Genomic DNA, 11606 nt, shown 5'->3' with positions numbered 1-11606 from the left:
TCTGTCCGTCGTCAGGGTTTTTGGCACCAAAGGCGGCTTAAACTAAGAGAGAGTTCGGCTCATCTGGTTGGTTGCATTATGCGGCACGTTGTCTGTGATGCAAGCGTCGCGTTTCGAGCGTCTTTCGTTTGATCCTTTCCCTTTGTTGTAGAATGGCTTTGTCGCGTCCGAAGTAAACATCGGCGGGTGTGACGTTGTTGAGGCTCTCGTGATAGCGCTCATGATTGTAGTGGTCGACGAAGGCTTCGATCTGTGCTTCGAGGTCACCGGGCAAAAAATAGTTCTCCAGCAAGATGCGGTTTTTCAGAGTCTGGTGCCAACGCTCGATCTTGCCCTGAGTTTGCGGATGATAGGGGGCTCCGCGAGAATGCTTCATACCTTTGTCCTGTAGCCATTCTGCTAGGTCGCCAGAGACGTAGCTGGAGCCATTGTCGCTGAGTAACCGTGGCTTGTGGACGACGTGAACTTGGTCGCAGCCGGATGCTCGCAATGCGAGGTCAAGCGTGTCCGTTACGTCTTCAGCCCGCATGTTGGTGCAAAGCTTCCAGGAGACGATGTAGCGGCTGTAATCGTCGAGGACGGTGCTGAGATAGAACCAGCCCCATCCCAGAACTTTGATGTAGGTAAAGTCTGTCTGCCAGAGCTGATTGATCGCTGTGGTTTTGTCTTTGAACTCGCTGGCCGCTTTGATGACAATGAAAGCTGGGCTGGTGATCAGATCATGCGCCTTGAGGATCCGATACGTCGAAGCCTCTGATACAAAATAACTTTCTTTGTCAGTGAAGGTCACCGCCAGCTCTCGCGGTGACAACTCCGTCTCTTTCAACGCCAGTTTGACCATCTTGCGACGCACTTCGTCGGGAATGCGGTTCCAGACGTGCTTTGGCTTAGGGGATTGATCCTGCAACCCGGCCTCGCCGCGCTGCAGGTACCGATCGTACCAACGATAGAACGTGGTGCGGGGGATGCCCAATTTGGCCAGCGTTAGACGCGCCGACAGGTGGCTCTCTTCGACCAGGCGGATGATTTCTAACTTCTCATATGCAGGGTATCTCATTCGTGGTCGCCCCCACCGTCGAACATGCTTTTTTTAAGCAAGCGGAGTTCGAGCGTTTGTTCCGCCACAACTTCCTTCAGATCACGCGCTTCACGGCGCAGATCCTTCACTTCGTCAGTGTTCGCGGCACGTGCCGTATCACCAGCAAGCCGCTTCTTGCCAGCTTCCATGAAGTCCTTGGACCATTTATAATAGATGCCTTGGGAGATGCCCTCACGTCGGCACAGTTCAGCAATGCTGTCCTCGCCACGCAGCCCGTCCAGCACGATCCTGATCTTCTCTTCAGATGAATAGTGTTTGCGCGTGGCGCGCTTGATGTCTTTGACGATCTTCTCGCCGGGGCTCTTCGTTGTCTGTCTCATCGTCCACTCCTCAGTGGCTATGATGAACAACAAACACTCTCTTAGTAAATAACTCTATTTGGACCCATTGGCGCTGACGTCAGACATAAGGCGAGACAGTCCAACTCCTTTAACGGACGTTTATGTCCCGCCAAACTTTAAAATTGATCGAAACACACTCTCTGCACAAGAACTGACAGAATTGATCGGTGCCAACCTTCAACGAACGGTTGTTACAGGGTTAGCCGGCAGCGGAAAATCTGTTTTTTTAAAGTACCTTTTTCGCAAATCTATAGAAGACGGCTATACTTATTATCCAATATTTTTTGAGTTAAGAAGCTTGAATTCAGTTAATAAAAAATCACTCAAAGAACAAATTTTTGAATCCGTTCAAAACTATGCAACGGGCTTTACTAAACAACAATTTGAATTTGGATTACGTCGAGGTAGCTTCTATCTAATTATCGATGCACTTGACGAAACTTCAATTGACCTGAAATCCGAAATCTCGGATGAAATCTGTGATATTTCGAGAAAATACCCTAAGTGCCCCGTAGTGCTTACCAGTCGACCTTCCGAGGAGTTTTATGCTTGGGAAGGGTTCACCACAGCCCATCTGCTGCCTTTTAACAAGACACAGTGCCTTGAATATATTGGAAAAATTCACTTTGATGACATTAAGAAAACGGAATTCCTTGAAGCATTGCGAGAGAGCCTATTTGAAGAACATGAAGAGTTTGTTTCAAATCCGTTGCTAGCAGCAATGATGCTCCTGACATACGATGAGTATGGAGAAATTCCTGCACGACGCCACGTCTTCTTTGAAAAATGCTTTCAAGTTTTGCTACGAGAACATGACGTTTCAAAGAGCCGATATCGCCGTCAATTTCATTCTGGCATGGACTACGCCGAATTAGAGACCGCCCTAAGGCACTTCTGCGTCTTATCGTATTTGGATCGAAAATTTTCCTTCAAGCACGAGGAAATCCTAAACACTATAGGGGATGCTCTGGCCGACCTAGGCTTCGAGGTTGATCCAAATAACTTATTACAAGATCTAACAAAATCCATTTCCATCCTTCAGAAGGATGGAGATTATTTCGAGTTCGTTCATCGATCATTTCAGGAATACTTCTACGCAAAATTTGTCGTATCCGACCGAGAGTTTACCCTTGAGGAAAAGCTGAAGGAATTTCTGAAAGTCGATGATGTGATCGACATGGTTATTGATATGGATCGCGGGTATTTTGAAACAAGTTTTCTTCTTCCAAGGGTGCGGAAACTCAATCGACAATTCGCAAAAATCGATCCAGAACAAAAACCGGATCTTATTATGAATAAGTTTTTTGCCAATAGTTCTTGTGGCAAGAAACAACGCCATGACGAAGATGATTTGCCACCATTTTATGTGACTTACTCCGTGTCACACGAGGAAAGGGAATACGAACCACGAGGCCTGAATCTCCAAGTCTATTGGTATCTGCTCAAAAATCATTCTGATCTAAGGCCACATTCATATAAAGAAGACACCCCAAATAAAGAAGTAATACTAGATATTTTCAATACGACAGAACAGAACGCTGGCTCTCCTCGCACAAATATTCCTCTTCGCGCGCACAATCGTAATAAACTTATCCAACTCGGTGCAGGGAAATTTGCAAAGCGGGTAAAAGACAGCCTTGCGGAGCTAGAGGTACGATTAGAAAGGACTACATCTAAACGATCCAGTTCACTCTCAGGAAAATTAAGGGCACATCGCTAGCCGAATTGAATAATCATTCGCTATTACTCTACCGCAATGCATGGAGTGATCTGAACTAGGGGCCTCAATGGCCACCGCCAACACAATAAAACACCCCCAATAAAAAACAGGGACAAGGGGGTGAGTCATGGTCCATGCCGCTCATACTTGCGGTTGGCAATTGATTCACGCACGCGTTCTAAAAAGTAGCACCAGTGTAGCACCGCGCATTTAGGCGCTAAACGCAAAAAAGCGCCTCGAGGGCGCTATGTCACTGTAGTATATGTGTAATTTTTGGTTGCGGGAGTAGGATTTGAACCTACGACCTTCAGGTTATGAGGCAGTCCCTACCAACTCGCACGGAATACGCCGCGCTGCGCCCCTCTACCCTATCTTATTGTTTTTGTTGTTTTTAAATTGACGCGCCAAACTCTTGGCTCCTATCTCTTACCCCGTGGATCGCTTCCAGTTGCTTCCACAGTGCTTCCATGGCGCTTCCACGAGATTGCAGGAAAGAGAGACCCAGATGCCTAAATTGACCAAACGCGCCATTGATGCCCTTAAAGCTGAAACGACAGATTTCTTTGTTTGGGACAGCCAGATCGCAGGCTTTGGCGTGCGCGTCATGCCATCCGGGGCCAAGACCTATCAGGCACAGTATCGCAAAGGCGGGCGCACGCGGCGGGTCTCATTGGGGCGTCATGGCAAAATCACTGTGGATGAAGCGCGGCGCTTGGCAAAAGACGTCATGGGCCAAGTTGCCATGGGCGAGAACCCCGCCGAAGAAATCGCGCTGGAGCGGCGTGCCCCAACCGTATCGGCGCTTTGTGATCGGTTCTTTCGAGAGCATGCCGAGGAACGCTGCAAACCCACGACACAAAAAGAATACCGCCGGGCGCTTGATCTGTTTATCAAGCCAGAAATTGGCAGCTTCAAAGTGATTGATGTGGAGCGCAAAGACATTGCCGCCTTGCACCACAAATCCCGCAGCACGCCCTATCAGGCAAACCGCACGCTGCAAGTGCTGTCCAAGATGTTTAACATGGCCGAGATTTGGGGGTTGCGCTTGGAAGGGTCAAACCCGTGCCGCCATGTGCCCAAATACCGCGAAGAAAAGCGGGAACGCTATTTAGGCCAGCACGAACTGCAACGGCTGGGAGAGGTGCTGCAGGCTGTCGAACAAGACGGCTCAGAGCGCCCGCATGTGGTTGCAGCCTTTCGGCTGTTGATCTTAACCGGATGCCGCTTGAAAGAGATACAAACGCTGCAATGGGGTTTTATCACTGACGCCGGAATGGAACTGCCAGACACCAAGACCGGGGCGCGGCGTATTCCGTTGCCAGCGGCGGCGCGTGCGGTGCTCTCTGCCCTGCCCCGCACCCCCGGTAATCCTTACGTGATCGAAGGCAAGCTGGACGGCTCTCACATCACCGATCTACAACACCCGTGGCGGCGTATCCGTGCGCGGGCAGGTTTGGACGATGTGCGCATTCACGATCTGCGCCACACCTATGCGTCCAATGCGGTTTCCTCTGGCATGCCAATTCAAATGGTCGGACGGCTTTTAGGCCATACGCAAATTCAAACAACGATGCGTTACGCGCATTTGGCTGACGATCCCGTCAAACGCGCCGCCGAAGAAAACGCAAATCGTTTGAGTGCTTTTGTCTCAGGTGGACCTCAAGCCGCAGTCCCATTAAGGGTAATAAGGTAACATGACACAGTGCGGCCATCCCTATGTATCTACCTAGGGATTTGGCCGCTCTATGTAACTATATAAATACGTATGGTTATGGGGCAGTTTGGGTTTTACATTTCTAACGTAACGCTACGTACCGCTATGGGCCTTTGCATTCCCTACGTAACGATACGAACCGATACGGGGGAAACATGACAGAGATCACCAAAGGCCAATTGGAGCGGCTACACCGTTCGGGCGTAGCGTTATCTAAAGCATGGCTCACTTACGCACAGCCTGACCTAAAAGCCCAATGGCAAGAGTTGCACCAGCAATCGGGAACGGACCTGATAAAACAGGATGCAATCGAAGCGGCCAAAACTGACGGCGACATGTCCGCGAAGGTCGCACACGCGCTTTCTAGTTTTAGCAAGCTAACCAACGCAAGGCGCACGCTAGAACACACCTTGCAAGCCAATATCCTATCTTACGTATCGAGCGGACATATCCACAGCTTTGGGTATGAGCTGCCCCGCTCTTTATCCTCAGCGCCCGTTACCATACCTAAACCAGCTTGGGCCGGGACATGTGATTGGGAAGCCAGCACACTCAGCTTTCGGGGCTTAGAGTTCGTAGACGTGCGCCTCACAACAAACCGCATCCGTAACGAAATCCTAGAACGTGGCAACGTAGACAAGACGCCAACCAACCCCGCTGGACGCCCCGGCGTAGGCGCTGCAATCAAAGAGGCCTTCAACGCCCTGCACAAAACGGGGCAGATTGACCCGCAAGCCTCCCAGAGTTCACACTACCCGAAGGTGCGCGCATGGCTGGAGTTGAACAAACCCGACCTTCCCGTGCCACCAGCCAGCATTTCTGACAAAACTTTTTACAGATATTTTTCACCTCTTTTCAGAGGCTTATAAGTTTCTCAAATTCTATAAATTGGTTTTCTATTTAGAGATATTTTTGGAGAATTCGACATAGTCCAAATCAATAGCATCTGAACGCAACCAAGGATTAGACAGATGCAAACGATACAAGCTGCAAACGACAACAATCGCCCGGCCACGGACTATCTCGAAGGCTTTATTGACGAGAAGAAAGCCGCTGACTTTCTTTGCCAGAGCGTGCGCACCATACAGAAATGGCGCGTCACAGGGTTTGGCCCAATGTTCTACAAATCAGGTCGATCTGTGCGCTATCGTCGCTGCGATCTTTTGGAATGGGCCACTGCCCGTCGCCACGGCAACACCAGCCAATACAGCGCATAAGTTTTGCCCGCATTGGGGCTGGCAGCGCCATGCGGGTTTTTGGGGCCGGACGGCTCTCATGGGCGCGAGGCAAAAGGTTCTCGCGTCCAACCCTCACACATCACACATCACAAAATCAGGTACCTATTATGTCGAAACTACCCGCACACAAAGTCAAACTTGGCCTTATCACGGCCACCATTTGGAACAATGACGGCTTTTATTCTGTCGATCTGTCCCGCTCTTACAAGAATGGACAAGGCGACTGGCAATCAACGCCAAGCTTTGCGCAAGGCGATCTGTTGAACGCGTCCAAATGCGCCGAACGTGCAGAGATTTGGATCGCACGCCAAATGACCAAAGATGCCACACAGCACGCCTAAATCATCCAATAAGACCAAGCCGGGCAGCTTTGCCCGGCCCCAAAACCAAAGCTGCCCCGCCGGAGGCACAAAGCGCAGCCCGCTTCATCCGGTTCCCACAAATCAAACCGCAACAATTAGCCGATAGGCAAAGGGGGGTCATGTAACACCCCCCTCCACGACTACAAAAGCGAAAGACAGCGCAAATGGACGCTCAAATACTACACAGTGGCTTTGATGGTTTGAGATTTACCGTACAAACAGAAATCACGCCGGAACTACGCAAAGAGCTGGCGCTTGCGAAAGCCCATGCCAAAGAGTTTGGCCATGACATTGATCTGCATTTTGGTGATGTTCACCTGTCAGTCACGCAAGGCGGCTGGTCGTCAGAAATAAAGCACCGTGACGCAAACATGACGTTGAAGATTTGCCTGAGTGCGAATACACATTTCCTGAGGGTTTGCACCTAGAGAATGGTTAATACTTTTACATACGCGCCCTGAATGTATCTATTTATAGAAATACGATTATGAGCAACTTAGCAACATACCTGATCAATTTGGACCGCGCTACCGAGCGGCTTTTGTCTGCCGAAACTAAAATCAACCGCGCTGGACTTCAATACGAGCGCATTACAGCGGTTGACGGAAGCAAGTTGACCCGTCAACAAAAAGGCCAATATAACGAAGCGCTAGCTTATAAGCACTTCGGGCGTTCTTTGTCAGGTGGGGAAATTGGATGCTACCTGAGCCATGTAAATGCAGTAGATTTGTTCCTCAAAACAGATATGGAATACGGCCTCGTCTTAGAGGACGACATAAAACTGGATTGTGACTTCAACTCCGTTTTGCAAGAATTAATCGAATTCCTAAACTCACATAAAGAATCTGGCTACGATATCGTCAATCTGTGTAATGAACCCAAGAAAAGCTACAATCAGCTTCATACAATTGCTGTAACCAACGGTAATTTTGATCTTTGCAGGGCTCATTTTTTTCCAGTGCGAACAACTGCAATTTTGTGGACGAGACAAGGCGCAGAAAAATTTCGAGCAGCATGCCACCCCATACATTCCCCTGTTGATCAATTTTTGAAAGATTGGTGTATAGAAAATGACAATGGATTATGCTTTCTCAATCCGCCCGTGACGCATACCGACGCCGAAAGCCAAATTGATTTTATTTCACAACACAGTAAAGCAACCAGAGGTACGAGGGCTACGAACTATTTCATACGTAAGCAGCTCAGAAGCCTACGTAACAATAGAACAGCCCAGAAGTCGTGTAGAGCATACGAAAAATCACTCGAATAGGTCATAACTGCCATTAAGGTTTACACCTATATTGAGTGTTCAAAACTTTAGTAAACCACGTCTCGCGCGAACGTCTATCATCTGCACCAAGATCGGTGCCTCAGATTGAACAAGCATCGTTCAGAGCACAATCGACAAAACGTAGGAAGGTATCGATATGAAGCCTGAAATGAAGCCCTGTTTCGATGCCCTGGCAAATGCGCTGCACAACGTGTGTAATGGCCGCCCAGTTGTACTATTCCTTAACCATGGAAACTGGGGCGATAGCCTTATCCGCGAAGGTGCAGAGGCTTTCTTAAACAACTATGGGTTTCGCTACTACATGGTTAAGGTGTTTGACGTTAAAAAAGGAAAAGTCTCTCTACAACAAGTGAAAGAGCGTCTCTCCCATTCCGATCCTGTGGCGGTATTCAACGGAGGAGGCTCCTACGATCCACGCTATAATCGCCTTCCATTTCTACGCCAATTGGCACTAGAATTTTCTTCGAATGTCTTTCTACCGGCCAGCTATCCCAAAGGCATGTCTGACGGATTTCCAGAAGATTCTATCTATTACGCACGCGATAAAGGCCAAAGCCTAAACAATGTTAGTGAGGCGCGTTTTTGTCATGACATGGCATTTTTTATAAACCCAAACAACACCTCCTCGACCCGCAAAGTCGGGGCATTTATGCGTGAAGACGGCGAGCGGCCCAAGCATACTTTTATTCCCCTCAGAAACCGTGACATTTCAAAAGAGGGCCGCGCACATACACCTGTGAAGCGGTTTCTAAGAGAGATATCTCGATATGAAACGATTTATACAAACCGCCTTCACGTATGCATCGGTGCGGCACTTCTTGGGCGAAGAGTGCATTTCTTTCCGAATGATTATTTCAAGAATGAAATGGTCTTCGAGGCATCTATGAAGCCCAACTATCCAAATGTTATATTCGAGCGCAACTATGATCAACTTGCCGGCATTTCTCCGGACCAGCATTCCTTTGTTTATAGGTTTAAGAATCTTAAAAAGAAAAAAGGGGCCTCTGGTGATACATAGCAAGACAGCATGGATAAAAAGCCGGGTTGACCGCTATCGGCAACGCATCGAGTTTATTTCCAAGCACCCAAACCATAAAGCTTGGCCACGTATTTTATGGGAAATGAATTCCTCTGCTCTTCCAGCAGGATGCCCAAAGTCTGATTACATATTATTTCGACTTTTTCGCAAATCCATAACGAATTTTCAGGGATATATTCCTACGAACACTTGGTGCGAATTTACCGACAGCATTGCTATCCGTGAATTAATCGATATTTTTGACGATAAATTGCAATTTCATGAAACGCTAACTGGGTCTGAAATACGTTTACCAAATAAACTTGGGACATATAAAAATAGTGAATTTCAGATCACTACAAACGGTGTAAGCATAAAGTTTCAAAAAGGCCAAACTAAAAAGGCTCTTTCCAAATTATGCGCACAGAAACCGTCTGGAGTTTTCGCAAAGCCAATACGTGGTTCTGGCGGAGAGGGAGCTTTTCGTCTTCACCCCAATATGGGCGCTGATGAAGTATTGGCCAAATTAGGGGACACGGATTATCTATTTCAGGACTACGTCCAGCAGCATCCTATATTGAATGAAATTAATCCCAAGTGCTTGAATACACTTCGCTTAACGACAGTACGTGATGTGCAAAACGTCACTCACATTGCAGCCGGGTTCCTTCGTCTAGGTAGAGGAACTGCGGAAGTCGACAATGCAGAAAGTGGCGGCATTATGAACTTTTTGGACCTTGAGACAGGTAAGCTTGATGTGTTTGGCTATACAACAATCAACCATGGCGGCGACACAATGAAACGGCACCCAGACACAGGAGTGATGTTTGGAGATATTACCCTACCATTTTATGATGACATTGTAGCGTTAGTGAAAAAAGCCTCCAACATCTTACCAAATCCCGTTGTTGGTTGGGACATTGCGATCACATCAGATGGTCCTGTACTCATAGAAGCAAACCGTAGACCGAGTGTAACAACTGATCAGGCTATTATGGGTCCATTTATGAAGCGCCCCAAAATGCGTGAATTGATCTTGCGCTTCACAGATGGCAAGGGCCTCTAACCGCCACAATCTAGCATTCATGTCTAATTACGTTTTTTAATGTACGCGCGACGTAACGCCTCTTCGTAATTAGATACTTTATCGTGCAACGGACCTTTGGGAAGAGATTGACGCGTTTCCACAACCCTTAAATAGCGCCCACGCAAGCCCATATATGTTTTGGGGACAGACATCTTATCGACAGCATCTTCAAGAGAAGGTGTTGATAAGAATGCACTTCTTTCATCTAGATCTAATGCTGTGAACAAAATTCGTGAGAAAACACATTTCACACATCTCCCACAATTTCCACCGGTACTCGTTTCGGAAAAACAGACAGACAGGTTACTAAGAAGCGATGTATCGAATTCAGCGATAGCGGCAAGCTTATCAACACGTCGTTTGCTTTTCCCAACTCCCGCTATTGGGAAGCCCGTTGTCGAGAAGTAATGTGGCAATATAGAATTATTGCCCCAAGGATGGGCAAAAATCTCCTGATAGCCAGCATAGTCCAAAGCGATGTAACCGTGATCATGCTTTGCACTCATAAGCTGCAGACAAGCCGCTAAGGTAAAGCCATGCATCATATCCCAATTCAAACGATGCTTGCGGATGTCCGTTTCGATAATGCTAAGTTTCAAATCAAGCTTGTCTGCAATTTGGCCAACCCGTGTGGTCAGCTCCTTAAAGCCTTGAGTATCTGCATGAGAATAATCTGCCCCCGCAATCAACAAACCATGCGAAACAGAGCCCCTCTTGCTTTCACTAATTGCTGCATAAGTAGAGTCGACCCCCCCACTTAAGCAAATAATGCCACCATCGCGTTGCGTCTTTGTGGGGGTCGCATCCGCACAAAGCGGAAATTCCATGCGAAGCGGAGCAGTTTTCCGGATCGCCCAAAATTGGTAGATGTCAGTCAAAGCTTTAATCTGCTTAGTAACACTTTCGCTCACAGGAGCAAGGAGGTTAAACCCAACGCCATTTGACATAGAAAGCGCGGCGAGTGAATAGGCCGCGAAGTCATTTAGCTGTGATTGTTTCCAAGCCTCACCAACTACACGAAACGAGTGGCTAAATGGCCCAGCTTCAATTCTAATTCCTGCATCGGCCGGTATGCATTGCGCATCATAATGGCCTTTTAACTTCTGCGTTCGACAATATTTCCAATAATTAATGGACATAGGTTTCACTTTCGTCGGAAATATCTAGTGATGCCCTAAATAACGCTGCAGCCTATAAAATACGATCCGCTTGCGTAAAATATATTCTCACGGGGTAGGCAATCCACATAGAGTCACTAAAACGCCACACCCTTGAAACGTGTTCTGTTGCTTCCAGAGTGCTTCCAGTGGCGGAATTTCGAACGCAAAAAGCCCCGCGAGAGCGGGGCGTAAGGTGTTGTATTGTATGTATAAAAGTTGGTTGCGGGAGTAGGATTTGAACCTACGACCTTCAGGTTATGAGCCTGACGAGCTACCGGGCTGCTCCATCCCGCGACATTATGCTTGTGGTAGGGCCAATTTGGCAATTTATCACAAGAGTTATCGTTTTTTGATTGATCGTTTAGAGAGATTAAATTGGTCCCGGCTGAAGGGGACCATTAGAGGTTCTTATTAGGTTTGGCGGTGACCTACTCTCCCACGTCTTAAGACGCAGTACCATCGGCGCAACCGTGCTTAACGGCCGAGTTCGGGATGGGATCGGGTGTTTCACTAGCGCTGTGACCACCAAACCGAATAAGAACCTCTGTTTCACTCCTAGGAGTGTCCAAGTCTAAG

11 protein-coding genes, 1 tRNA gene and 1 rRNA gene are annotated in these 11606 nt (G+C 47.9%); 9 read left to right on the top strand and 4 right to left on the bottom strand.

The annotated features are described in order from the left end of the window. Positions 1-76: 76 nt before the first annotated feature. A protein-coding gene (locus BM025_RS18400) for an IS3 family transposase (RefSeq protein ID WP_090875375.1) occupies positions 77-1419 on the bottom strand; the annotation gives its coding sequence in 2 pieces (ribosomal slippage) (positions 77-1092 and positions 1092-1419; 1344 coding nt in all). Positions 1420-1486: 67 nt separating this feature from the next. On the opposite strand from BM025_RS18400, the gene BM025_RS18395 reads away from it, so the two are divergent. From BM025_RS18395 to BM025_RS18355, 9 genes are all read left to right on the top strand, one after another. Further along, complete coding sequence (locus tag BM025_RS18395; RefSeq protein ID WP_170842239.1) at positions 1487-3160, top strand: NACHT domain-containing protein; 1674 nt, start codon at positions 1487-1489, stop codon at positions 3158-3160. A 505-nt stretch (positions 3161-3665) separates the two neighbouring features. Continuing rightward, positions 3666-4853, top strand: coding sequence for a site-specific integrase (locus BM025_RS18390; protein ID WP_085850854.1), 1188 nt, complete (start codon positions 3666-3668; stop codon positions 4851-4853). A 176-nt stretch (positions 4854-5029) separates the two neighbouring features. Next, on the top strand, positions 5030-5743 hold the full coding sequence (locus BM025_RS18385; protein ID WP_085850853.1) for a hypothetical protein: 714 nt from the start codon (positions 5030-5032) through the stop codon (positions 5741-5743). Between the two features lie 102 nt (positions 5744-5845). Continuing rightward, positions 5846-6091, top strand: coding sequence for a helix-turn-helix transcriptional regulator (locus BM025_RS18380; RefSeq protein WP_139204607.1), 246 nt, complete (start codon positions 5846-5848; stop codon positions 6089-6091). Between the two features lie 128 nt (positions 6092-6219). Beyond that, complete coding sequence (locus BM025_RS18375) at positions 6220-6453, top strand: hypothetical protein (protein ID WP_085850852.1); 234 nt, start codon at positions 6220-6222, stop codon at positions 6451-6453. 185 nt (positions 6454-6638) lie between these two features. Continuing rightward, the gene (locus tag BM025_RS18370; protein ID WP_085850851.1) at positions 6639-6902 is read left to right on the top strand and encodes a hypothetical protein; all 264 of its coding nucleotides are present in this window, start codon (positions 6639-6641) and stop codon (positions 6900-6902) included. Between the two features lie 59 nt (positions 6903-6961). After that, complete coding sequence (locus BM025_RS18365) at positions 6962-7744, top strand: glycosyltransferase family 25 protein (RefSeq protein ID WP_085850850.1); 783 nt, start codon at positions 6962-6964, stop codon at positions 7742-7744. 157 nt (positions 7745-7901) lie between these two features. Then, the gene (locus BM025_RS18360; RefSeq protein ID WP_085850849.1) at positions 7902-8783 is read left to right on the top strand and encodes a polysaccharide pyruvyl transferase family protein; all 882 of its coding nucleotides are present in this window, start codon (positions 7902-7904) and stop codon (positions 8781-8783) included. Further along, positions 8773-9849 carry a sugar-transfer associated ATP-grasp domain-containing protein gene (locus tag BM025_RS18355; protein ID WP_170842238.1) on the top strand — a complete coding sequence of 359 codons (1077 nt, stop codon included), beginning with the start codon at positions 8773-8775 and terminating at the stop codon, positions 9847-9849. Before BM025_RS18360 ends, BM025_RS18355 begins: the two co-directional genes overlap by 11 nt. 23 nt (positions 9850-9872) lie before the next feature. Here BM025_RS18355 and BM025_RS18350 read toward each other — a convergent pair whose 3' ends face one another. The 3 genes from BM025_RS18350 to rrf form a co-directional block, all read right to left on the bottom strand. Further along, the gene (locus BM025_RS18350) at positions 9873-11009 is read right to left on the bottom strand and encodes a hypothetical protein (protein WP_139204606.1); all 1137 of its coding nucleotides are present in this window, start codon (positions 11007-11009) and stop codon (positions 9873-9875) included. Positions 11010-11247: 238 nt separating this feature from the next. Next, positions 11248-11324 (bottom strand) — tRNA-Met (locus tag BM025_RS18345). A 121-nt stretch (positions 11325-11445) separates the two neighbouring features. After that, positions 11446-11560: ribosomal RNA gene (gene rrf, locus BM025_RS18340) — 5S ribosomal RNA — on the bottom strand. Positions 11561-11606: the final 46 nt, after the last annotated feature.

The organism is Pacificibacter marinus, from assembly GCF_900109555.1.
In the GTDB taxonomy this organism is placed as follows: Bacteria; Pseudomonadota; Alphaproteobacteria; order Rhodobacterales; family Rhodobacteraceae; genus Celeribacter; species Celeribacter marinus_C.
This window is presented reverse-complemented; position numbering and strand designations above follow the sequence as displayed.

Bases quoted from the DNA above. Each gene is read 5' to 3' on its own strand.
- BM025_RS18390 (WP_085850854.1), top strand. From the start codon at position 3,666: ATGCCTAAATTGACCAAACGCGCCATTGATGCCCTTAAAGCTGAAACG.
- BM025_RS18385 (WP_085850853.1), top strand. From the start codon at position 5,030: ATGACAGAGATCACCAAAGGCCAATTGGAGCGGCTACACCGTTCGGGC.
- BM025_RS18380 (WP_139204607.1), top strand. From the start codon at position 5,846: ATGCAAACGATACAAGCTGCAAACGACAACAATCGCCCGGCCACGGAC.
- BM025_RS18375 (WP_085850852.1), top strand. From the start codon at position 6,220: ATGTCGAAACTACCCGCACACAAAGTCAAACTTGGCCTTATCACGGCC.
- BM025_RS18370 (WP_085850851.1), top strand. From the start codon at position 6,639: ATGGACGCTCAAATACTACACAGTGGCTTTGATGGTTTGAGATTTACC.
- BM025_RS18365 (WP_085850850.1), top strand. From the start codon at position 6,962: ATGAGCAACTTAGCAACATACCTGATCAATTTGGACCGCGCTACCGAG.
- BM025_RS18360 (WP_085850849.1), top strand. From the start codon at position 7,902: ATGAAGCCTGAAATGAAGCCCTGTTTCGATGCCCTGGCAAATGCGCTG.
- BM025_RS18350 (WP_139204606.1), bottom strand. From the start codon at position 11,009: ATGTCCATTAATTATTGGAAATATTGTCGAACGCAGAAGTTAAAAGGC.